General features: G+C 60.7%; 21 protein-coding genes and 1 riboswitch. Of the genes, 10 read left to right on the forward strand and 11 right to left on the reverse strand.

From position 1 onward, the window contains the following. Window positions 1-124 precede the first annotated feature (124 nt). From AB4Z35_RS05145 to tkt, 5 genes are all read right to left on the reverse strand, one after another. Window positions 125-454, reverse strand: coding sequence for an MliC family protein (locus AB4Z35_RS05145; protein ID WP_057712966.1), 330 nt, complete (start codon window positions 452-454; stop codon window positions 125-127). A gap of 56 nt (window positions 455-510) precedes the next feature. After that, window positions 511-732 (reverse strand): hypothetical protein, encoded by a 222-nt coding sequence (locus AB4Z35_RS05150; protein WP_442096237.1) that lies wholly within the window; start codon window positions 730-732, stop codon window positions 511-513. Window positions 733-767: 35 nt separating this feature from the next. Further along, on the reverse strand, window positions 768-1,931 hold the full coding sequence (locus AB4Z35_RS05155) for a phosphoglycerate kinase (protein WP_007981629.1): 1,164 nt from the start codon (window positions 1,929-1,931) through the stop codon (window positions 768-770). Between the two features lie 26 nt (window positions 1,932-1,957). Beyond that, complete coding sequence (epd, locus tag AB4Z35_RS05160; protein WP_442096238.1) at window positions 1,958-3,016, reverse strand: erythrose-4-phosphate dehydrogenase; 1,059 nt, start codon at window positions 3,014-3,016, stop codon at window positions 1,958-1,960. Window positions 3,017-3,167: 151 nt separating this feature from the next. Next, window positions 3,168-5,165 carry a transketolase gene (tkt, locus tag AB4Z35_RS05165; protein WP_442096239.1) on the reverse strand — a complete coding sequence of 666 codons (1,998 nt, stop codon included), beginning with the start codon at window positions 5,163-5,165 and terminating at the stop codon, window positions 3,168-3,170. 261 nt (window positions 5,166-5,426) lie between these two features. Here tkt and AB4Z35_RS05170 point away from each other — a divergent pair, with 261 nt between their 5' ends. The 4 genes from AB4Z35_RS05170 (at window position 5,427) to AB4Z35_RS05185 (ending at window position 10,083) form a co-directional block, all read left to right on the forward strand. Continuing rightward, the gene (locus AB4Z35_RS05170) at window positions 5,427-6,422 is read left to right on the forward strand and encodes a metalloregulator ArsR/SmtB family transcription factor (protein WP_116261472.1); all 996 of its coding nucleotides are present in this window, start codon (window positions 5,427-5,429) and stop codon (window positions 6,420-6,422) included. An 18-nt stretch (window positions 6,423-6,440) separates the two neighbouring features. After that, window positions 6,441-7,631 (forward strand): methionine adenosyltransferase, encoded by a 1,191-nt coding sequence (gene metK, locus AB4Z35_RS05175; RefSeq protein ID WP_116261473.1) that lies wholly within the window; start codon window positions 6,441-6,443, stop codon window positions 7,629-7,631. A gap of 280 nt (window positions 7,632-7,911) precedes the next feature. Continuing rightward, window positions 7,912-9,591 carry an NAD-dependent DNA ligase LigB gene (gene ligB / locus AB4Z35_RS05180; protein ID WP_442096240.1) on the forward strand — a complete coding sequence of 560 codons (1,680 nt, stop codon included), beginning with the start codon at window positions 7,912-7,914 and terminating at the stop codon, window positions 9,589-9,591. A gap of 96 nt (window positions 9,592-9,687) precedes the next feature. Then, window positions 9,688-10,083 carry a DUF1090 domain-containing protein gene (locus tag AB4Z35_RS05185; RefSeq protein WP_007995693.1) on the forward strand — a complete coding sequence of 132 codons (396 nt, stop codon included), beginning with the start codon at window positions 9,688-9,690 and terminating at the stop codon, window positions 10,081-10,083. 172 nt (window positions 10,084-10,255) lie between these two features. Here AB4Z35_RS05185 and AB4Z35_RS05190 read toward each other — a convergent pair whose 3' ends face one another. Then, entirely contained in the window at window positions 10,256-10,705 is a 450-nt protein-coding gene (locus tag AB4Z35_RS05190) for a c-type cytochrome (protein ID WP_442096241.1), read from the reverse strand. 127 nt (window positions 10,706-10,832) lie between these two features. Here AB4Z35_RS05190 and mltA point away from each other — a divergent pair, with 127 nt between their 5' ends. Continuing rightward, entirely contained in the window at window positions 10,833-12,017 is a 1,185-nt protein-coding gene (gene mltA, locus AB4Z35_RS05195) for a murein transglycosylase A (protein ID WP_442096242.1), read from the forward strand. A gap of 114 nt (window positions 12,018-12,131) precedes the next feature. On the opposite strand, the gene AB4Z35_RS05200 is transcribed toward mltA, so the two are convergent. After that, window positions 12,132-12,515: an MAPEG family protein gene (locus AB4Z35_RS05200; protein ID WP_442096243.1), complete on the reverse strand. Its 384-nt coding sequence runs from the start codon at window positions 12,513-12,515 to the stop codon at window positions 12,132-12,134. 50 nt (window positions 12,516-12,565) lie between these two features. Beyond that, the gene (locus tag AB4Z35_RS05205; protein ID WP_442096244.1) at window positions 12,566-13,399 is read right to left on the reverse strand and encodes an EamA family transporter; all 834 of its coding nucleotides are present in this window, start codon (window positions 13,397-13,399) and stop codon (window positions 12,566-12,568) included. A gap of 317 nt (window positions 13,400-13,716) precedes the next feature. Between AB4Z35_RS05205 and AB4Z35_RS05210 the strand changes: the two genes are divergently transcribed. Further along, entirely contained in the window at window positions 13,717-14,886 is a 1,170-nt protein-coding gene (locus AB4Z35_RS05210; RefSeq protein WP_442096245.1) for an MFS transporter, read from the forward strand. Window positions 14,887-14,889: 3 nt separating this feature from the next. On the opposite strand, the gene AB4Z35_RS05215 is transcribed toward AB4Z35_RS05210, so the two are convergent. Continuing rightward, entirely contained in the window at window positions 14,890-15,786 is an 897-nt protein-coding gene (locus tag AB4Z35_RS05215; protein ID WP_442096246.1) for a formate/nitrite transporter family protein, read from the reverse strand. A 176-nt stretch (window positions 15,787-15,962) separates the two neighbouring features. Further along, window positions 15,963-16,367, reverse strand: a complete 405-nt coding sequence (locus AB4Z35_RS05220) for an acyl-CoA thioesterase (RefSeq protein WP_007994339.1) — start codon at window positions 16,365-16,367, stop codon at window positions 15,963-15,965. 198 nt (window positions 16,368-16,565) lie between these two features. Next, a riboswitch (S-adenosyl-L-homocysteine riboswitch) is annotated at window positions 16,566-16,665 on the forward strand. 23 nt (window positions 16,666-16,688) lie between these two features. Here AB4Z35_RS05220 and ahcY point away from each other — a divergent pair. From ahcY to AB4Z35_RS05240, 4 genes are all read left to right on the forward strand, one after another. After that, window positions 16,689-18,098 (forward strand): adenosylhomocysteinase, encoded by a 1,410-nt coding sequence (gene ahcY / locus AB4Z35_RS05225; RefSeq protein WP_007981660.1) that lies wholly within the window; start codon window positions 16,689-16,691, stop codon window positions 18,096-18,098. 160 nt (window positions 18,099-18,258) lie between these two features. Further along, complete coding sequence (gene metF / locus AB4Z35_RS05230; protein WP_108229597.1) at window positions 18,259-19,104, forward strand: methylenetetrahydrofolate reductase [NAD(P)H]; 846 nt, start codon at window positions 18,259-18,261, stop codon at window positions 19,102-19,104. Window positions 19,105-19,296: 192 nt separating this feature from the next. Further along, complete coding sequence (locus tag AB4Z35_RS05235) at window positions 19,297-20,112, forward strand: substrate-binding periplasmic protein (RefSeq protein WP_442096247.1); 816 nt, start codon at window positions 19,297-19,299, stop codon at window positions 20,110-20,112. Between the two features lie 222 nt (window positions 20,113-20,334). Further along, window positions 20,335-22,200 (forward strand): DEAD/DEAH box helicase, encoded by a 1,866-nt coding sequence (locus AB4Z35_RS05240; RefSeq protein WP_442096248.1) that lies wholly within the window; start codon window positions 20,335-20,337, stop codon window positions 22,198-22,200. 232 nt (window positions 22,201-22,432) lie between these two features. On the opposite strand, the gene AB4Z35_RS05245 is transcribed toward AB4Z35_RS05240, so the two are convergent. Beyond that, window positions 22,433-23,026 carry a YceI family protein gene (locus AB4Z35_RS05245; protein WP_442096249.1) on the reverse strand — a complete coding sequence of 198 codons (594 nt, stop codon included), beginning with the start codon at window positions 23,024-23,026 and terminating at the stop codon, window positions 22,433-22,435. Window positions 23,027-23,048 lie beyond the last annotated feature (22 nt).

Raw genomic sequence — 23,048 nt, forward strand, 5'->3', positions numbered from 1 at the left:
GTTGCATCAATTCCAGAACATCGGCCCCCTGTAGGAGCAAGCTTGCTCGCGATGCTGGCCCAGACAACGCGGGCATTCAGGTGCCCCGCGTTATCGTTAAAGACCATCGCGAGCAAGCTCGCTCCTACAAGTGACAGCCACGGCCAATCAAATCATTGGTGGCGACCCAGTAAACCAGGCCTTCCTCACCTTTTATGTGAAACGCCAGCATGTCATTGCTGTACAGCGAACCCGATGCACCCGGTTCCTGCTTCAGGCGGTAGACCTGATCGGCACCGCCCAGGCGCACGTCGACTTCCCTGAGGCTGTCGTCGGTGTAGCGCCACAGCACCTTGGCCTGGCTGTCGCAGGTCCAGGTGGTCCAGTTATCCACAGGTGCGGACGACTGGAACAGGTTCAACTGAGCACAACCGGCCAACAGCGCCAGCGCCGTGACGGCGATAAAACCTTTCATCCGTGTCCCTCGACTGGCGGCGCACGCTGCCAGCCCTGAGTAATGAGTCAGACCCGTCAAGGGCAGCCATGTTCCTTGGCGGGCGTCCGGGTCTCGTATTTGTCCAGGCCTTCCGGCCCGGAACGCTTGTTGAGCACCGGGTTGGTTTCCGCCTGCCAGTCAGCCTGGTAGCAGCCTTTGTCCGACTCGGACGGCGCCGGCTCCGCAGTGGCCTTCGGATTACTCCCGCATGCCGCCAATGAACCCGCGACGATCAACAGCGCTAACGTCTTGACCATTTCAACACTCCCTTGCCTGGTCAAACGGGCGACCCTCAGGCCTTGGCCCGGCTTTCCAGGACTTCAACGGCGGGCAGAACCTTGCCTTCGACGAATTCGAGGAATGCGCCGCCACCGGTAGAAATGTAGGAGATCTGCTCGGCCACGCCATATTTGTCGATGGCGGCCAGGGTGTCGCCACCGCCGGCAATGGAGAACGCCGCGCTGTCTGCGATGGCCTGGGCCAGCACTTTGGTGCCATTGCCGAACTGGTCGAACTCGAACACACCGACCGGACCGTTCCACAGGATAGTCCTGGACGACTTCAGCAGCTCGGCGAAATTCGCCGCGGTCTGCGGGCCGATGTCCAGGATCATGTCGTCGGCAGCGACGTCAGCGATCAGCTTGACGGTCGCAGCGGCGCTTTCAGCGAATTCCTTGGCAACTACCACGTCCACTGGCAGCGGCACGCTGACTTTGGCGGCGATGGCGCGGGCGGTGTCGAGCAGGTCTGGCTCATACAGCGACTTGCCGACCGGGTGACCGGCAGCGGCCAGGAAGGTGTTGGCAATGCCGCCGCCGACGATCAACTGATCGCAGATCTGGCTCAGGCTGTTCAGTACGTCGAGTTTGGTCGACACCTTGGAACCGGCAACAATGGCAGCCATTGGCTGGGCTGGAGCGCCCAGGGCCTTGCCCAGTGCATCCAGCTCGGCCGCCAGCAGCGGGCCGGCAGCAGCGACTTTGGCGAACTTGGCCACGCCGTGGGTCGAACCCTCGGCACGGTGAGCGGTGCCGAAGGCGTCCATCACGAACACGTCGCACAGGGCGGCATATTGCCGGGCCAGTTCGTCGGCGTTCTTTTTCTCGCCTTTGTTGAAACGCACGTTTTCGAACAGCACGATGTCGCCGGCCTTGACGTCGACGCCGCCCAGGTAGTCGGCCACCAGCGGCACTTCACGGCCCAGGGCACGGCTCAGGTAGTCGGCGACTGGCTTGAGGCTGTTCTCGGCCGAGAACTCGCCTTCGGTCGGACGGCCAAGGTGCGAGCAGACCATCACGGCCGCGCCTTTTTCCAGGGCCAGCTTGATGGTCGGCAGCGAGGCCAGGATACGCGCATCGCTGGTGACAACACCGTCCTTGACTGGGACGTTGAGGTCTTCGCGGATCAATACGCGCTTACCTTGCAGATCGAGGTCGGACATCTTCAACACGGTCATGGGTCGCATTTCCTGAGTAGCTGATCTTAGAGAGCAGGTTTTTTTGAAGTCGCTGTTTGCAGATAGTGTTCTGCAACGTCCAGCATTCGGTTGGCAAAACCCCATTCGTTGTCGAACCAGGCCAGGATGTTCACCAGCCGTGGGCCGGAAACTCGGGTCTGACTGGCATCGACGATCGCCGAATGTGGGTCATGGTTGAAATCACAGCTTGCGTGAGGTAACTCGGTGTAAGCCAGCAGGCCTTTGAGCGGGCCGCTGGTGGCGGCTTCGCGCAGGATCCGGTTGACCTCGGTGGCGTCGGTCGCGGTGGCGGTCTGCATCGTGATATCGAGGCAGGACACGTTGACCGTCGGCACCCGCACGGCTTTGGCCTGAATTCGGCCGGCAAGTTCCGGCAACAGGCGTTCGATACCACGCGCCAGACCGGTGGACACCGGAATCACCGACTGGAACGCCGAACGGGTGCGGCGCAGGTCTTCATGGTGATAGGCATCAATGACCGGCTGATCGTTCATCGCCGAGTGAATGGTGGTGATCGACACGTAATCCAGGCCAATGGCCTGATTCAGCAGGCGCAGCAGCGGCACGCCGCAGTTGGTGGTGCAGGACGCGTTGGACACCAGCAGTTCGTCGCCGGTCAGGCAATCCTGGTTCACGCCGTAGACGATGGTAGCGTCGACGTCCGTCTCGCTGGCCATCGGCTGGGAAAACAGCACGCGCGGGGCGCCAGCGTCGAGGAAACGCTGGCCGTCTTCGCGAGTGTGATAAGCGCCGGAGCACTCCAGCACCAGATCGACGCCCAGGGACGCCCAATCGATGCCTTCGGGGGTGGCACTACGCAGGACCTTCACGCAGTCGCCATTAATTTGCAGACAATCGCCCTCGACCTTCACTTCGCCGGGGAACCGGCCATGGGTGGAGTCGAAGCGTGTCAGGTATTCGATGCTGGCCATGTCTGCCAGATCATTGATCGCGACAATTTCAAACCCGGCCTTTTCGCCTCGCTCGAACAACGCACGCAAGACGCAACGACCAATCCGGCCGTAGCCGTTGAGTGCAACTTTGTAGGGACGCGGTTGAGGCATGGGGTTCTCGATTACCGTGGTGAATCCGTTAGTGCAGCGTTGAATGTTCCATTGTCATCGCGAGCAAGCTCGCTCCCACAGGGTATACACCGTCCATGTGGGAGCGAGCTTGCTCGCGATAGCGTCAGTTCAGACAACCCGATTTCCGGATTTAGTCTTCCAGCAGCTCTTCAGCCTGACCCAGGATGTTTTCCAGGGTGAAGCCGAACTCTTCGAACAAGGCCGACGCAGGCGCCGACTCGCCGTAGGTGGTCATGCCGATCACGCGGCCTTCCAGGCCCACGTACTTGTACCAGTAGTCCGCGTGAGCGGCTTCGATGGCGATACGGGCGCTGACCTGCAACGGCAGGACCGATTGCTTGTAGCCGGCGTCCTGGGCATCGAACACGCTGGTGCACGGCATGGAAACCACGCGCACCTTGCGACCCTGCTCGGTCAGCTTGTCGTAAGCCTGAACCGCCAGGCCCACTTCGGAACCCGTGGCAATCAGGATCAGCTCAGGCTCGCCTGCGCAGTCCTTCAACACGTAACCGCCACGGGCGATCTCTTCGATCTGAATCGCATTGCGGGTTTGGTGCTGCAGGTTCTGACGGGAGAAGATCAGGGCCGAAGGACCGTCCTTGCGCTCCAGCGCGTACTTCCAGCACACCGCCGATTCAACGGCGTCGGCTGGACGCCAGGTATCGAGGTTCGGCGTGCAGCGCAGGCTGGCCAGTTGCTCGATTGGCTGGTGAGTCGGGCCGTCTTCGCCCAGACCGATGGAGTCGTGGGTGTAGACGTGGATCACACGCTGCTTCATCAGGGCCGACATGCGCACCGCGTTGCGCGCGTACTCCATGAACATCAGGAAGGTCGCGCCGTAAGGCACCAGGCCGCCGTGCAGGGCAACGCCGTTCATGATCGCGGTCATGCCGAACTCGCGCACGCCGTAGTACATGTAGTTGCCGCTGGCGTCTTCGGCGGTGACGCCTTTGCAGCCTTTCCACAGGGTCAGGTTGGAACCGGCCAGGTCAGCCGAGCCGCCGAGGAACTCAGGCAGCAGCGGGCCAAATGCGTTCAGGGCATTCTGGCTGGCTTTACGGCTGGCGATGGTTTCGCCCTTGGCGGCCACTTCGGCGATGTACGCCGAGGCTTTTTCCGAGAAGTCGGCCGGCAGTTCGCCGCTCAGACGACGCACCAGTTCGTTGGCTTCGGCAGGGAACGCGGCGGAGTAGGCAGCGAAACGCTGGTCCCACTCGGCTTCCACAGCGCGACCGGCTTCCTTGGCATCCCACTCGGCGTAGATATCGGCCGGGATTTCGAACGGGCCATGATTCCATTTCAGCGCCGCACGGGTCAGGGCGATTTCCGCGTCACCCAGCGGGGCGCCGTGGCAGTCTTCCTTGCCTTGCTTGTTCGGCGAACCGAAGCCGATGGTGGTCTTGCAGCAGATCAGGGTTGGCTGCGAGCTTTTGCGCGCAGTCTCGATCGCAGTCTTGATCTCTTCCGGGTCGTGACCGTCGACATTGCGGATCACTTGCCAGTTGTAGGACTCAAAACGCTTCGGCGTGTCGTCGGTGAACCAGCCTTCGACTTCGCCATCGATGGAGATGCCGTTGTCATCGTAGAAGGCGATCAGCTTGCCCAGGCCCAAGGTACCGGCGAGGGAAGCGACTTCGTGGGAAATGCCTTCCATCATGCAGCCATCACCCAGGAACACATAGGTGTGGTGGTCGACGATATTGTGGCCAGGACGGTTGAACTGCGCCGCCATGACTTTTTCAGCCAGGGCAAAACCCACGGCGTTGGCCAGGCCCTGGCCCAGTGGGCCGGTGGTGGTTTCCACGCCAGGGGTGTAGCCGAGTTCCGGGTGACCCGGGGTACGGCTGTGCAGTTGACGGAATTGTTTCAGGTCGTCAATCGACAGGTCGTAGCCGGTCAGGTGCAGCAGCGAGTAGATCAACATCGAGCCGTGGCCGTTGGACAGCACGAAGCGGTCACGGTCGGCGAACGATGGATTGCTCGGGTTGTGCTTGAGGTAGTCGCGCCAAAGTACTTCGGCGATATCTGCCATACCCATAGGGGCACCGGGATGGCCGCTGTTGGCTTTTTGCACGGCATCCATGCTGAGGGCACGAATGGCGTTGGCACGCTCACGACGGCTAGGCATCGCTGATCTCCTGGGGGTTTGAATAAAACGAAACGGAAAAAAGGCGAGCATTTTCCCTCACCGGGCCGCCTCGGGGCAATGACAGATAGTCATCTGGAGGCGTTTTTCCAACGGATAACGGCGGTTTCGCCTGATGAATCCTTTCCGCCGTTCGTTTGTTGACTGAAGCTAACGTCGAGAAGTGCCATCCATCGAGCAATATCAAAACTTTTTGATATTGCTCTTGCGATGCATTCGACCCGTGACTAGACTGCCGCCCCTATGAACTTACGCGTGCCTTCCATTCAACATGACGATTGCGATGAGCTGGCGGCCTTGTGCAAGGCTGGCGGCGATCCCTTGCGGCTGAATGTTTTGCGCGCACTGGCCAACGATTCGTTCGGTGTGCTGGAACTGGCGCAGATCTTCGGCATCGGCCAGTCAGGCATGAGCCACCACCTCAAGGTACTGGCCCAGGCCGACCTGGTGGCGACGCGCCGCGAAGGCAATGCGATTTTCTACCGTCGCGCCCTGCCCCACACCGAACTGCTGGGCGGCAAATTGCACGCAGCCCTGCTCGAAGAAGTGGACAACCTGACGCTGCCGGCCGATGTGCAGGCGCGCATCACCCAGGTCCATGGGCAACGTGCGGCGGCCAGCCAGGATTTTTTCTCACGGGTAGCGGAGAAGTTTCGCGCCCAGCAAGACTTGATCGCCGGCCTGCCGCAATACCGCGAAAGCGTGGTGGCCCTGCTCGACAAGCTGAGCTTCGACAAAGACGCCACAGCCATTGAAGTCGGCCCTGGCGATGGCGCATTCCTGCCGGAACTGGCGCGCCGCTTCTCGCAAGTCACGGCACTGGACAACAGCACCGCGATGCTCGAACTGGCGCGCCAGGTCTGCGAACGCGACAAGCTGACTAACGTTAACCTGCAATTGGCCGATGCATTGAACGGCGTCAGCCTCAAGGCCGATTGCGTGGTACTGAACATGGTGCTGCATCATTTTGCCGCGCCGGCCGATGCGCTCAAGCACATGGCCCACTTGCTGCAACCAGGCGGTAGCCTGTTAGTGACAGAGTTATGTAGCCACAACCAGAGTTGGGCCAAGGAGGCCTGCGGTGATCTCTGGCTGGGGTTTGAACAGGACGATTTGGCCCGCTGGGCCACCGCTGCGGGACTCGCTCCCGGGGAAAGCCTCTATGTAGGCTTACGCAATGGTTTCCAGATCCAGGTCCGCCATTTTCAGCGACCGGCTGGCGACACTCACCATCGGTAATTTCAGGAAAACATCGAGATGAGCGAATACTCCCTTTTCACCTCCGAGTCCGTGTCTGAAGGGCATCCGGACAAAATCGCCGACCAGATTTCTGATGCGGTGTTGGACGCCATCATTGCTGAAGACAAGTTCGCCCGTGTGGCGTGCGAGACTCTGGTGAAAACGGGCGTGGCGATCATCGCCGGCGAAGTCACCACTACCGCCTGGGTTGACCTGGAGCAGATCGTTCGTGACGTGATCACCGACATCGGCTACACCAGCTCCAACGTCGGCTTCGACGGTGCGACCTGCGGCGTGATGAACATCATCGGCAAGCAGTCCCCTGACATCAACCAGGGTGTCGACCGTGCCAAGCCTGAAGATCAGGGCGCCGGCGACCAGGGCCTGATGTTCGGCTATGCCAGCAACGAAACCGACGTGCTGATGCCAGCGCCGATCACCTTCTCGCACCAACTTGTGCAAAGGCAAGCCGAGGCCCGTAAATCCGGTCTGCTGCCTTGGCTGCGCCCGGATGCCAAGTCGCAAGTCACCTGCCGCTACGAAAACGGCAAGGTGGTCGGTATCGACGCCGTCGTTCTGTCGACCCAGCACAACCCTGAAGTGTCGTACAACGACCTGCGCGAAGGCGTGATGGAGCTGATCGTCAAGCACGTGCTGCCTGCCGAACTGCTGAGCAAAGACACCCAGTTCCACATCAACCCGACCGGCCAGTTCATCATTGGCGGCCCGGTGGGTGACTGCGGTCTGACCGGTCGCAAGATCATCGTCGACAGCTACGGCGGCATGGCCCGTCACGGCGGTGGCGCGTTCTCCGGCAAGGATCCATCGAAGGTTGACCGTTCGGCGGCCTACGCCGGTCGTTATGTGGCCAAGAACATCGTTGCCGCCGGCCTGGCCGAGCGCTGCGAGATCCAGGTGTCCTACGCCATCGGTGTTGCTCAACCGACGTCGATCTCGCTGAACACCTTCGGCACCGGCAAGATCAGCGATGACAAGATCGTCAAACTGGTCCGCGAAGTGTTCGACCTGCGCCCATACGCGATCACCACCATGCTCGACCTGCTGCACCCGATGTACCAGGAAACCGCTGCGTACGGCCACTTCGGTCGCACCCCGGCGACCAAGACCGTGGGTGACGACACCTTCACCACGTTCACCTGGGAAAAAACCGACCGCGCCGACGCCCTGCGTTCTGCTGCCGGCCTGTAAGATTTCCCCGCAATACCCGAAGCCCCGCACGGTTCGCGCCCTGCGGGGCTTTTTATTGGCTTGCGCTTGAGACCGCGTGACCTCATCGCGAGCAGGCTCGCTCCCACAGTTGATCTTTGGAGCGCCCGAGATCTGTGGGCAAACGCAATTCCCTGTGGGAGCGAGCTTGCTCGCGATGAGGCCAGTACAACCACCAGAAATACCCGGCAAAACACCCCCTGTCCGCACCACCCAATACTGACCTAGCCTTCACGCACCTCACCGAGCAAGGACGCTCAAGATGCTTCCCGACCTGCGCCTGTTTTTCGCCTTTCTACTGACCTTTGCCCACCTGACCGCCAGTGCCACCGAATGCCCGGACTGGCCATCCGAACGCGCCCTGAACGAAGTCGGCAAACTGCAACAGCAAATCGACTTCTGGGACGACAGCTATCACCGTCAGGGACGCTCACTGGTCGCCGATGAACTCTACGACCAATCCCGCGCGCGACTCACCCAATGGCGCCACTGCTTCAAACTGAGCCCGTCCGCAGACCCCTTGCGCACTGCACGCGGTACGTTGCCCCACCCTATCGCCCACACTGGCCTGGACAAATTGCACGATCAGCCCGCCGTGGAAAAATGGCTGCGTGACCGGGTGGACGTCTGGGTCCAGCCTAAAATCGATGGCGTGGCGGTGACCCTGGTGTACCGCAACGGCCTGCTGGCCCAGGCAATCAGCCGTGGTGACGGCGAGAGCGGCCAGGACTGGACGGTTCCTGCGCGGCAGATTCCGGCCATCCCGCAACGGCTATCGCAGGCCCGGGACTTGATCGTGCAAGGCGAACTGTATTGGCGCCTGACCGATCACGTGCAGGCCCGGGCCGGTAGCCTCAATGCTCGTGGCTCGGTCGCCGGCCTGATGGCGCGCAAGGTGTTGAGCGCCGAACAGGCCGCCGGCATCGACCTGTTTGTCTGGGACTGGCCCCAGGGGCCGGCGAGCGTGCCCGCGCGTGCCGCGGCGCTGACTGCGCTGGGCTTCCCGAGTACCACGGTATACAGCCAGCCCATCGCCTCCGTCATCGATGCCGAACGCTGGCGCGAACACTGGTATCGCTCCCCCCTGCCCTTTGCCAGCGACGGCATCGTCCTGCGCCAGAATCAGCGCCCAGCCGCCGAGCGTTGGCAGGCCAAGTCACCCTACTGGGCCATCGCCTGGAAATACCCCTTCGCCCGGGCACTGGCCGAAGTCCGCCAGGTTCACTTCAGGATCGGCCGGACCGGGCGGATCACTCCGGTACTTGAACTGATCCCGGTGAAGCTCGATGACCGGCAGATCAAACACGTCAGCGTCGGTTCGTTGCAACGTTGGCAGACGCTGGACATACGTCCGGGTGACCAGGTCGCCATCAGCCTGGCCGGACTGACCATCCCCAGGCTCGATAGCGTCGTATTGCGCAGCAGCGAACGCGCAGAATTGAACGCGCCGCAGGCAGCGGACTTTCATTCGTTGAGTTGCTGGCAACCGACCCCGGGCTGCGAAAGCCAGTTTCTCGCGCGCCTGACCTGGCTCAGCAGCAAACAGGGGCTGGCACTGCCCAATGTGGGTCCGGGCACGTGGGAAAAACTTCTTGCAACAGGTCGCCTGAACGGTCTTCTGGATTGGTTGACCCTCGATGCCCAAGACCTTGCTACCATTGACGGTTTCGGCGAGCGCAGCGCGGCTCGCCTTGCAGACAGTTTCAACCAGGCCCGGCAACGCCCGTTCGCGCACTGGCTGAAAGCCCTGGGATTGCCGCCGACAGGTCAGGCACCTCTCGGCGATGAATGGCAGGCACTGGCACAGCGAGATACCCGACAATGGCAGGCCCAGGCCGATATCGGGCCGGGACGCGCGGCGCAATTGAACGCTTTTTTCCGCCATCCGCAGGTCCTGGCCTTGAGTGAAACGTTACGTGATGCGGGGATTGACGGCTTTTAGCTGTCAGCCCTGCGTCCACCGGGAACCCCTGTGGACCGCCAGGCTCCAACAAGCCATCGCCACACCGGTCTGCTTGCCTTCTTACATGGAGCTTTTATGAAATTTCTTTCACCGCTCGCCCTGTTGACCCTTTGCAGCGTGTTGGCCACCCCGTTGATGGCGGACGAGGAAGCGCCGGGGCTGACCGGTTGTGCGGCCAAGAAGCAAGGCATCGTCAACCAGATCGAATTGGCCAAGGTCCACGGTAACGCCGACCAGCAGGCAGGCCTGGAAAAAGCCCTGAGCGAAGTCGAAGCGAACTGCACCGACGCCTCGCTGAAGAAAGAACGGGAAAACAAGGTGCTCGACGCCAGGCACGAAGTCAGCACGCGTCAGGCGGACCTCGACAAGGCCATGAAAAAAGGCGACCCCGACAAGATCAACAAGCGCAAAGACAAACTCGCAGATGCCCGCAAGGAATTGCAGGACGCCCTGGATGAGCTGGATAAATAATCACTGGCAACGAACATGGATCTTTGGTGCTACTAAAGCAGCCTTCGCGAGCAAGCCCGCTCCCACATTGAGTTTCGGCTGGCACAAATGTTGTGTTAACTGAAGAACCAATGTGGGAGCGGGCTTGCTCCGGGCGGCGTTCCGACGAAGACGTCAGACCGAACAACTTCAATCAATGATCCCGAAACGCCTTATGACACGCACTGCAAGCATCTTCGACTTTCTGCACCGCCGGCCCCAGGTTGCTGGCCTTGTAGGGTTGAACCTGGCTGGCGATCACCAATTCACCGGTGGCGGATTCAAGGTCACGGGCCATGGCCTGGAAGCGCGCCTGCTGCTCCCAGACATTGCTCTTGGCGCTGGTGTGATCTTCCTCGCGGACCTGCGGAAAGTGTTGCCACGGCTCACGGGACAGCGCATCGAGTTTCACCGCGCCCTCGGCGAACTTCGGGCCATCGAACGCAATGCGCCCACGCAACATGCCGCCCAGGTCTTCACCGGTGTTGAGCATCTGCTTGAAAATGGCCTTGCGCTGGCCCAGCGGCGAGTTGGGGTCGATGCCGCCACAAGCGGACAACGTCAGGCAGGCCAGCAATACAACAGAAAGTCTTTTAAGAGTCATGGTGGCTTCAGGTCACGGAAACGGCGGCCAGTATCCTCGTGTCATCGGCAAAGACCAATAGCCCTATTATCAACAAGGGTTGCCTGAGCGCATGGAGCGCTCAGGCAACCGGCAAAGGAATCACTCCATGAACAGCCGTTTCAAGGCATGGCGTCACAGCCTGGCCTGGACCCTGCCGATGGTGGCCCTGCTCGCAGGCTGCACCGGTGGCGACAAGCAACAACCGAAAACCCACGCCCTGGCCACCTACTCCAGTGCCACATGGGAAGCGCTGCCGGCGGTGTCTGACAACGACCTGGTAGCCGGCTTCGGTTCGTGGCGCAGCGCCTGCACCCGACTCAAGGCCGACCCGGTCTGGGGCGGAACCTGCACAGCGGCCACCAACGTGCCGCAAACCGCCAGCGACATCCGTGGTTTTCTCAAGCAGAACCTCGACGTTTATGGCCTGCGTGCCGCCAACGACAACCCCAACGGCTTGATCACCGGCTACTACGAGCCGGTCTATCCCGGGAGCCTGACCCAGACCAGCGCAGCCAATGTCCCGGTGTATGGCGTCCCCGAGGACATGATCATCGTCGCCCTCGACAGCATTTACCCGGAACTCAAGGGCAAACGCCTTCGCGGCCGGCTCGAAGGTCGCGTGCTCAAGCCGTACGACGATGCGGCAACCATCGAAAACAAAGGGGTCAAGGCGCCGGTCGTGGCCTGGCTGACCGATCCGATGAACCTGCAGTTCCTGCAAATCCAGGGTTCGGGTCGTATCCAGCTCGACAATGGGCGCCAGTTGCGCATTGCCTATGCCGATCAGAATGGTCATCCGTATCGACCGATTGGCCGCTGGCTGGTGGAACAGGGTGAGTTGAAAAAAGAAGACGTGACCATGGGCGCCATCAGCACATGGGCCAAGGCCAATCCGACACGGATTCCCGAACTGCTCGGCAGCAACCCCAGCTACGTGTTCTTCACCCGTAACCCGGACAGCAACGAAGGTCCGCGCGGCTCGTTGAACGTACCGTTGACCGCCGGTTACAGCGCGGCGGTGGATCGCAAGGTGATCCCGCTGGGCAGCCTGTTGTGGCTGTCCACCACCAGACCGGACGGCACAGCGCTGGTTCGCCCCGTGGCCGCACAGGACACCGGCGGTGCCATTGCCGGCGAGGTTCGGGCGGATCTGTTCTGGGGCACCGGCGATGCGGCCGGGCAACTGGCCGGGGACATGAAACAGCAGGGGCAGATCTGGATGCTCTGGCCCAAAGGTGCTGCGCTGCCACAAGTGCCGCAGGTGGCGGATGCAGAGAAGACAAAACCCTAAACCAGCGGTGGCTGCCAGATAGCTATCGCGAGCAGGCTCGCTCCCACATTGAAACGCACACTCCTGTGGGAGCGAGCCTGCTCGCGATGGGGCCCGCAAATACCCTGAAGATTTTTAGACCGACACCACAAAGAAACTCACGATCAACGCCATCCCCACGAACCACACCAGCGACCGCAGCGTCGCCCAGTCCGCCAGGTAGCAAATGATGTAGAGCAGGCGACTGGTGATGAACAACACCGACAGCACATTGATCGTCACCAGTTCGGCATTGCCGGCCAGGTGCGCCACGATCACCGCCGCGGCGAACGCCGGGGTCACTTCAAAACTGTTCAACTGCGCCGCGTGCGCCCGCCTGCCAAAGCCTTCCAGAGAGTCGAGAAAATCCCGAGGGTCATGATTGTCTTTCAGCCTGAACCCGCCACTGATCTTGGCGACCCACGTACATACATACGGCAGGAGAATCGCGATCAAAACGCACCACAGAGCCACCGTCATAACGCCGTCCTTTTTTCAAGTTCATAGAAAATCGAATTTCATCGGAGCGATCAAAACTTCATCACCAGTATGCCGATCAGTACCAGCCCGCAGGCCAGGAGCCGAGGCCGACCGAAAGGCTCCTTGAGGTAACGCATGCCAAACAGCACCACCAGAATCACACTGATCTCGCGCAATGCCGCCGCTTCGGCAATCGAACCCAACTGCATCGCCCACAGCACCAGAGCGTAGCTGAACAACACGCAGAACCCGACCGCCAGGCCCAACCGCCACTGCTCGCGCCAAAACAGCATGAACGCGGGGCGCTTGCGCACTAACGCCAACAGCGGAAACGGCCAGGCGCTGAGCAAGGTGACCCAGATAAGGTAATCCAGTGGATGAGACCAGCGTCGCAATGCCTGCCCGTCGATGTACGTGTAGCAACCGATGCACAGGCCGATCAGCGCCACCACCGGCAACATCGACCACGGCAGGCGCGCACCGCCACCGCCCTGCCAGAGCAGGCACAGCATGCCGAACGGGATCAGCAGGATGCCGAAAATCTGTTGGTGGGTCAGCACTTCCCCGGCAAAGATCAGCGTCAGCGCCAGTACCACCAACGGTGACAGGCCGCGCATCAATGGATAGACCAACCCGAGGTCGCCGACCCGATAGGCCTGGATCAGCAAATAGCGATAGAGCAACTCGAACGCCGCCGATGCCAGTATCCATGGCCAGATCTCCAGTGGCGGCACGCTCAGGAACGGCAACATCAGCGCGACAAAGAGCAGCGCCACGCTGTCCATGCAGGCCACCACCAACAGCCGCTCCGCACTGAACTTGATCAGGGTATTCCACGCCGCATGCAACAGCGCCGCCACCAACACCAACGCCGTCGCAAGCACGGCCTACTCCTTTTGTCGTCTCCACGATCCCCGTAGGAGCGAGCCTGCTCGCGATGGACGTTAACGATAACGCGTGCTGTCTGAGTAAACGCGTTGCCTTGACGTCTTTCGCGAGCAAGCTCGCTCCTGCAGAATCCGCGCAGAGAATTGATTCGCCATATGTCAGTGGCTGTTTATACTGCAAGCGACCACGCCGCACTCAGTTGCGCACAGACCAATTCCAATAAAAATTCTGCCTGGCCCGCTCTCCTCGAGAACGGTCGTCGGCCTGCGTATGCCTGATCACAGCGTCAAGACTACCGACAGAGACCTTGCGCATGCCACTCGCTTTGCTTGCCCTGGCTGTTGCCGCCTTTGGCATCGGCACCACCGAATTCGTCATCATGGGTCTGTTGCCCGACGTCGCCCGCGACCTCAGCGTGAGCATTCCCGATGCCGGACTGCTGATCACCGGCTACGCCCTGGGCGTGGTGTTCGGCGCGCCAATCCTCGCCGTCGGCACAGCCAATATGCCGCGCAAAGCCACCCTGCTGGGCATGACGCTGATGTTCATCCTCGGCAACATGCTCTGCGCGCTGGCACCGAATTACGCCACGCTGATGGCCGCGCGCGTGATCACGGCGCTGTGCCACGGCGCATTTTTCGGCATCGGTTCGGTGGTGGCTGCCGGGCTGGTGGCACCCAACAAACGCGCCCAGGCGATTGCCATGATGTTCACCGGCCTGACCCTGGCCAACGTGCTCGGCGTGCCGTTGGGCACCGCACTCGGGCAATACGCGGGTTGGCGCTCGACCTTCTGGGCGGTGTCGGTGATCGGGGTTCTGGCCGCGATTGCGCAATGGGTCTGGCTGCCGAAAAACATTACGATGGATAAAGCCAACCTGGCCAGCGAGTTCAAGGTGCTGGGCAAGGCCAGCGTATTGCTGGCCCTGGGCATGAGTGTGCTGGCCTCGACCAGCCTGTTCAGTGTGTTCACCTACATTGCGCCGATCCTGCAGGACATCACCGGTGTCAGCCCTCACGGCGTCACCATCATGCTGCTGTTGTTCGGCGTTGGTTTGACCGCCGGCAGCATGCTCGGTGGTCGTCTGGCGGACAGTCGACTGCTGCCTTCGCTGGTGGGCATGGCGCTGGCGGTGCTGGTGGTGCTGGCGGCGTTCACGCAAACCAGTCACTCGGTGATCCCGGCTGCGATCACGCTCGTGCTGTGGGGGACTTTCGCCTTTGCACTGTGCCCGATCCTGCAGTTGCTGATCATCGATCAGGCTCATGAAGCACCAAACCTGGGTTCGACCTTGAACCAGAGCGCCTTCAACCTCGGCAACGCCGCCGGCGCATGGATTGGCGGCCTGGTGGTGGCCAGTGGCGCGGACCTGGCGGACTTGCCCTGGACCGGCGCATTGGTCAGCGGGTTGACCGTGCTGACTGCGCTGTTCTTCATCTATCGCCAGCGTCGGGGTGCGGCTGCGCTTGGTGTGGTGGGCTGAGCATCACCTTGATTGTTTTTTGATCAACTGCGGATCGTGCGTGTCGCTCTGATCCGCTGATTTCTTCGGCGGCCCGCTTTCGCTGCGAATCTGTGCATGGCTGATCAGCGCGAAAATAAAACTGCCACCGATGATGTTCCCCGCCAGCGTCGGCCCGGCGAACACCAGCCAGAAATCCTTCCACGGCAACTCACCCGCAAACACCAGATACGACACCTCGGCCGAACCGACCACGATGTGAGTGAAATCCCCCAGCGCCATGAGGTAGGTGATGAGGATGATGATCCACATCTTGGCGCTCTCCATGGACGGAATCATCCAGACCATGGTGGCGATCATCCATCCGGAGACGATGCCCTTGGCGAACATCTGACTGGCATGGTTTTCCATGACCTTGCGGCCGATATCGAGGAAAGCGACATCGGTCTTGCTGTCGAAGATCGGCAGTTCCAGCATCACGTACGCCACCAGCAAGGTGCCGCAAAGGTTGCCGATCAACACCACCGTCCACAGCCGCAGCAGCCGGGCGAAGTTGGCCAGTGTCGGCTTGGTCATCACCGGCAGGACAGCGGTCAGGGTGTTTTCGGTGAACAGTTGCTGACGGGCCAGGATCACCGCGAGAAAACCGGCGCAATAACCGAAACTCGCTATCACCTTGAACCCTTCACCGTCCGGCAGACGCGAATTGAGCAATCCCATGGCCATCAGCGACAGGCCCATGGTCAATCCTGCCGCCAGCGCCGACCACCACAACGCGGCAATGCTGCGCTCCAGTTCCTGATCGCCCTGGGTACGGATGATTTCATGCAACACCGCGGCACGGGGTGGCTGGCTCTTTTCGACTTCGTGCTCTTCTTGCGCCGAAAGGTTCGGGGTCTTGCCGTCTTGTGCCGAGTTCATGGTGTGCGCAACCGGTGGCGGGCTATTTAGCTACGACACGCGGGGTTCACAGCTGTTCAGTGCCCAGACAAATCTTCGGCAAATACAGAACCGCTTTCGCGAGCAAGCCCGCTCCCACATTGGAATGCGTTTCAAATGTGGGAGCGGGCTTGCTCGCGAAGAAAGCGACGCCGATCTTACTGAGCGGCGTCATCGTCCTTGAACTGATCCTTGACGTACTTGATCTCGGTCCGGCCGTGAGGTGCCGGCAAGCCGTCTTCACCGAGGTTCACGAACACCATTTTTTCAACGGTGAGGATGCTCTTGCGGGTGATCTTGTTGCGCACTTCGCACGTCAGGGTGATCGAGGTGCGGCCGAACTCGGTCGCCGTGATGCCCAGCTCGATGATGTCGCCCTGGCGCGAGGCGCTGACGAAGTTGATTTCGGAAATGTACTTGGTGACCACACGCTGATTGCCCAACTGGACGATGGCGTAGATCGCCGCCTCTTCGTCGATCCAGCGCAGCAGGCTGCCACCGAACAACGTGCCGTTGGGGTTGAGGTCTTCGGGTTTTACCCATTTGCGGGTGTGGAAATTCATATTCACTCCTGACCATCTTGCCGATTGATGCCCGGCATCATGGCAGAGCCCGGACTAGAGCTCTATCAAGCTTCGACTATGGTCTCGATTACCGTTCGGACATTGACTGACAGAAACGCTTTGGAAGATCAGCATAGCCCGCTATAATCGCCCCCGTTTCAAAACGGTAACCTCTACTTGCTACCGTTTTCCCGCCACCTGTCCGAGGGGCGCTGCAGCAGGTTCGACCTGTCAGGCTCGGATGGGGCGTTGCCTGGCCTTAAGCCAGACACTAAACGCACAACGGCGCCCATTCGCATACATTACGAATGGAGGCTCTTCATGAGCGCTGTTATCACGCCTGCAGATTTTACCGATTACAAAGTCGCCGACATGTCCCTGGCTGCCTGGGGCCGTCGCGAAACCATCATCGCCGAATCCGAAATGCCGGCCCTGATGGGTCTGCGTCGCAAGTACTCCGTTGAGCAACCGCTCAAAGGCGCGAAGATCCTCGGCTGCATCCACATGACCATTCAGACTGCCGTGCTGATCGAAACCCTGGTTGCCCTGGGTGCCGAAGTGCGCTGGTCGTCCTGCAACATTTTCTCGACTCAGGATCAGGCCGCCGCGTCCATTGCCGCTGCCGGCATTCCGGTTTTCGCCTGGAAAGGTGAAACCGAACAAGAGTACGAGTGGTGCCTGGAGCAAACCATCCTCAAGGATGGCCAGCCATGGGACGCCAACATGATCCTCGACGACGGCGGCGACCTGACCGAGCTGCTGCACAAGAAGTACCCACAGGTTCTGGACCGCGTCCACGGCGTGACCGAGGAAACCACCACCGGCGTTCACCGCCTGCTGGACATGCTGGCCAAGGGCGAGCTGAAAATCCCGGCAATCAACGTCAACGACTCGGTAACCAAGAGCAAGAACGACAACAAGTACGGCTGCCGTCACAGCCTGAACGATGCGATCAAGCGCGGCACCGACCACCTGCTGTCCGGCAAGCAAGCGCTGGTCATCGGCTACGGCGACGTGGGCAAGGGTTCTGCTCAGTCCCTGCGCCAGGAAGGCATGATCGTCAAGGTTTCCGAAGTTGACCCGATCTGCGCCATGCAAGCCTGCATGGACGGTTTCGAAGTGGTTTCGCCGTTCATCGACGGTATCAACAACGGTACTGAAGCCAGCATCGACAAGGCACTGCTGGGCAAGATCGACCTGATCGTGACCACCACCGGCAACGTCAATGTTTGCGATTCGAACATGCTCAAAGCCCTGAAGAAGCGTGCTGTTGTCTGCAACATCGGCCACTTCGACAACGAAATCGACACCGCTTTCATGCGCAAGAACTGGGCATGGGAAGAAGTGAAGCCGCAGGTTCACAAGATCCACCGTACCGGCGCTGGCGATTTCGACCCGCATAACGACGACTACCTGATCCTGCTGGCCGAAGGCCGTCTGGTTAACCTGGGCAACGCAACCGGCCACCCGAGCCGCATCATGGACGGTTCGTTCGCCAACCAGGTTCTGGCGCAGATCTTCCTGTTCGGCCAGAAATACGCCGACCTGTCGCCAGCTCAGAAGGCCGAGCGCCTGACCGTTGAAGTACTGCCAAAGAAACTCGACGAAGAAGTGGCCCTGGAAATGGTCCGTGGCTTCGGCGGCGTTGTGACTCAACTGACCAAGACCCAGGCCGACTACATCGGCGTGACCGTCGAAGGTCCGTTCAAGCCGCACGCTTACCGCTACTGATCGGATCTGCTGCCTGCTCTCCCTGTGGGAGCGGGCTTGCTCGCGAAAGCAGTGTGTCAGTCAACATTGATACTGGATGTGCTGACGCCTTCGCGGGCAAGCCTGCTCCCACATGGGCTCTGTGGGCTTCACAGGCTTACGCGTTTTCAAGGGTATTCCCATGTCCCAAGATCGTCGCTACAGCTTCGAGTTCTTCCCTACGAAGACCGATGCTGGGCAAGAAAAGCTGCTCGCCACTGCTCGCCAGCTGGCCACCTACAACCCCGATTTCTTCTCCTGCACCTACGGCGCTGGCGGTTCGACCCGTGATCGCACGCTGAACACCGTGTTGCAGCTCGAAAGTGAAGTCAAAATCCCTGCCGCTCCGCACCTTTCCTGTGTGGGCGATAGCAAAGCTGACCTGCGCGGCCTGCTGGCCCAGTACAAGGCGGCCGGCATCAAGCGTATCGTTGCCCTGCGCGGTGACCTGCCTTCGGGCATGGGCATGGCCAGCGGTGAAATGCGCCACGCCAATGACCTGGTTGAATTCATTCGTGAAGAAACCGGCGATCACTTCCACATCGAAGTCGCCGCCTACCCGGAAATGCATCCGCAAGCGCGCAATTTCGAAGACGATGTCGCCAACTTCGTGCGCAAGGCCAACGCTGGCGCCGACAGTGCGATCACCCAGTACTTCTTCAACGCCGACTGCTACTTCTACTTCGTGGAGCGCGTGCGGGCGTTGGGTGTGAACATCCCGATCGTGCCGGGCATCATGCCGATCACCAACTACAGCAAGCTGGCGCGTTTCTCCGATGCCTGCGGTGCGGAAATCCCGCGCTGGATCCGCAAGCAACTGGAAGCCTACGGCGACGACACCCAGAGCATTCAGCGCTTTGGCGAACAGGTCATCACCGAGATGTGCGAACAACTGCTGCAGGGCGGCGCTCCGGGGCTGCACTTCTACACACTGAACCAGGCTGAAGCGAGCCTGGCGGTGTGGAAAAACCTGAAGCTGCCGCGTTAAAAGTCGTTAAAGCAAGATCAAAAGATCGCAGCCTGCGGCAGCTCCTACAGAGAAATGTGTATTCCCTGTAGGAGCTGCCGCAGGCTGCGATCTTTTGCTTTCAACGCACTATTAATGTGCGGCAACCCACGGAGTTAGAGCATCTGCGGTCAGTTTCTGGCTCTTTCCGGTTTCTCGTCGTAATCTCAAGCCATGCCTTTGATCACGCAGTTAATCGCCGTGCTTGTCTTCACTTGCCTGAGCTTCGCCGCCCGGGGCGAGAAGCTGCGCATTGTCACGGAACCGTGGGCGCCTTACGTATACGAAGACAACGGCATATCACTGGGCCTGGACTACGAAACCACCGCGATTGTCTTCAAGCGCCTGGGCATTGAAGTGGAATGGCAGTTCCTGCCCTGGAAACGCTGCCTGTCGATGCTTGAATCGGGTCAGGCCGATGGCGCGCTGGACATCTTTCACAGCGACGAACGTGATGCGACCCTGCTCTACCCCAGCGAACCCCTGTCTGAAGTCCAGTTCGTGATGTTCTACGCCAATGACCGGCCCCATCCGTTTCGCACCCTTGATGAATTGCGCGGCCTGACTGTCGGCACCTCGCCGGGTTACCTGTACAGCAAGGACTTCAGCGATTCGACGCTGTTCACCCGCGAGCCGGCCCCTACCCATGAAGCCAACTTCGGCAAGCTGGTACGCGGGCGGATTGACCTGCTGATTACCGACCGCCGGGTCGGCCAGCATTTGCTCGACGAACTGGGCATCCGCAACAAGATCACCGAAAACCCCACGATTATCAGCCAGCAAAGCCAGTTTCTCGCGGTACGGCGCAATGCAGGCATGGATCTGCTGGTGCAGCGTTTCGGTGCCGAACTCAAGCGTTTCAAGCGCGAGCCCGCCTACGCTGAACTGAGTGCCCGCTACGGCGCGGAACCGGCCGCCAGCGTGAAGTCTGAAAAGACTACGGCTGCCGCAGAAAAAACCGTTGAGCAGCAGGAAAGCGGCGCGCAGTGATTGCTCTGTTATACTCCGGCCTTCCCGCCAGGCTCACGCCCGGACGCTCGGAATCATAAAAGGCATCTCGACCCCGCTACTGCGCAGCTTTCAGCCCGCGCGAGCGCTTGCAGACGAACCTTCGAGACCCAGCAGGACCGGACGGGATAGCGTCTCCTTAAACGCCATTCGCGCCAGGCAAGACTCCCATTGGGCCAAGCCCTAACTAAAACAGGATTTCTCATGTCCTTTGCTTCCCTCGGTCTCTCCGAGGCTTTAGTCCGCGCCATCGAGGCGGCGGGCTATACCGAGCCTACTCCGGTGCAACAGCGGGCCATTCCCGCCGTGTTGCAAGGTCGCGACCTGATGGTTGCGGCACAGACAGGTACTGGTAAAACCGGCGGTTTCGCCCTTCCGATCCTGGAACGGTTGTTCCCCAACGGTCACCCGGACAAATCCCAGCGTCACGGCCCGCGCCAGCCGCGCGTGCTGGTCCTGACCCCGACCCGCGAACTCGCCGCGCAAGTGCATGAAAGCTTCAAGGTCTATGCCCGTGACCTGAAGTTCGTCAGCGCCTGCATCTTCGGCGGTGTCGGCATGAACCCGCAGGTTCAGGCCATGTCCCGTGGCGTGGACGTGCTGGTGGCCTGCCCTGGCCGCTTGCTCGACCTCGCCGGCCAAGGCAGCGTCGACCTGTCCCACGTGGAAATCCTCGTGCTGGACGAAGCCGACCGCATGCTCGACATGGGTTTCGTCCATGACGTGAAGAAAGTGCTGGCGCGTCTGCCGGCCAAACGCCAGAACCTGCTGTTCTCGGCGACCTTCTCCAAAGACATCACCGACCTCGCCGGCAAGCTGCTGCACAACCCGGAACGCATCGAAGTCACGCCGCCGAACACCACGGTCGAGCGCATCGAACAGCGCGTGTTCCGCCTGCCGGCCAGCCACAAACGTTCGCTGTTGGCGCACCTGATCACCGCAGGTGCCTGGGAACAGGTGCTGGTGTTCACCCGCACCAAGCACGGCGCCAACCGTCTGGCCGAGTACCTGGACAAACACGGCTTGAGCGCCGTCGCGATCCACGGCAACAAGAGCCAGAACGCCCGCACCAAAGCCCTGGCCGACTTCAAGGCCGGTACTGTGCGCATCCTGGTGGCTACCGATATCGCCGCCCGCGGCCTGGACATCGATCAGTTGCCACATGTGGTCAACTTCGAGCTGCCGAACGTCGATGAAGATTACGTGCACCGTATCGGTCGCACCGGCCGTGCCGGTCGATCGGGCGAGGCGATTTCGCTGGTAGCCCCGGACGAAGAAAAACTGCTGAAAAGCATCGAGCGCATGACCAAACAGAAAATCGCCGACGGCGACCTGATGGGCTTCGATGCGAGTGCCGTGGAAGCCGAGAAACCAGAAGTGCGCGAGCGTCCGGACATGCGTAACCCACGCAATCCTCGTGGCCCGCGCGGCGACGGTCCGAACGGCAGCGGTGGCGGTCGTAAGGACAAAGGCAAGGACAAGGGCAAGGAAAAACCGGCGGGTGAGCGCGGTGAGCGTCCGGCCCGTCAGCAAAAACCTCGCGAAGGTACCCCGGCCCGCGAACAGCGTCAGCCGAGCCAACCACGTGCCGCCGCTGACCGTGCCCCGGACGAGTTCCTGGACGACGATATCGATAACTTCGGTAACCGCGTCGACTACGTGCCGCAGCAGAAACCTGCCCAGGGCCGCGGCCGTCGTCCAGGCGCTCCGGCACAAGGCACAGCCGCCGGTTCCGGCGCTCCGCGTGGCGGCAAACCACAGGGTGGTCGCCAGAACGGTCCGCGCAACAGCGATGGCGCCAGCACCGGCACCCCGCCAGCCAAGCGCAACGGCCCACGCAGTGGTGCACCGCGCGACGGCCAGGCCCGCCGCGAAGACTCGCGCAATCGCCGCCCGGCCCGTGACGATCAACCTCGTTCGGAACCAGCCGTACAGAACCCGCGCGGTCCTGCGCCGAAGATCATGCACAAGGAGTCGAAGGCGGACCGCTTCCCGACACCTGAGCAGCTGGATCAACTGCCAAGCCGCCCTCGTGGTGAGAAACCAGCGCTGCTGACCCGCAATCGCTGAGTTATCGCCGCAATAGAAAATGCCCCGAACCGAAAGGTCCGGGGCATTTTTTTGATCAGTACAAAACCCTGTAGGAGCGAGCCTGCTCGCGATGGCGGTGGATCAGTCGCCATCAATGTTGAATGTTCAACCGCAATCGCGAGCAGGCTCGCTCCCACAATGGATTTGTGTTCGGCAATAAAAAACGCCCCGGACCTTTCGATCAGGGGCGTTTTTTATGTTGGCACGAAAGTTACTTCGCTTTGATACCTTCAAAACTGACGTACAGATCGACTGCGTCAGACTGTGGACCCAGGTCCATCATCTTGCCGAAATCGGAACGCTTGATGCTGGTAGTGCCCTCGAAGCCTGCACGGTAGCCGCCCCATGGATCCTTGCCTTCACCCAGGAAAGTGGCCTTGATCACGACTGGCTTGGTTACGCCAGCAATAGTCAGGTCGCCGGTCACGTCGGCCGTGTCTTTGCCAGCAGCGTTTTTACCGGTGGCTTTAACACTGGTAGACACGAACGTGGCCTTAGGGAAATCAGCCACTTTCAGGAAGTCTTTGCTGGAGATGTGCTTGTCACGTTCAGCGTTGTTGGTGAAGACGCTGGCGGGGTTCACGTTGAACTCGATCTTGCTGTCTTCAGGCTTGGCAGCGTCGAAGCTGAACTTGCCGTCCATGGTCTTGAAGGTACCGGTGATGAAGCTGTAGCCCAGGTGGCTGATCTTGAAGTCAACGAAGGCGTGCTGGCCTGTTGTGTCTACAACGTAGTCAGCAGCCATCACATTAGCGGACAGCAGGGCCGAACCGATTGCCAGGGCGGCGAGAGTCTTTTTCAACATGCTTTGTTTTCCTTGGGAGTCG

Origin of the sequence: Pseudomonas sp. KB_15, assembly GCF_052114525.1 — a bacterium.
Taxonomy (GTDB): Bacteria; Pseudomonadota; Gammaproteobacteria; order Pseudomonadales; family Pseudomonadaceae; genus Aquipseudomonas.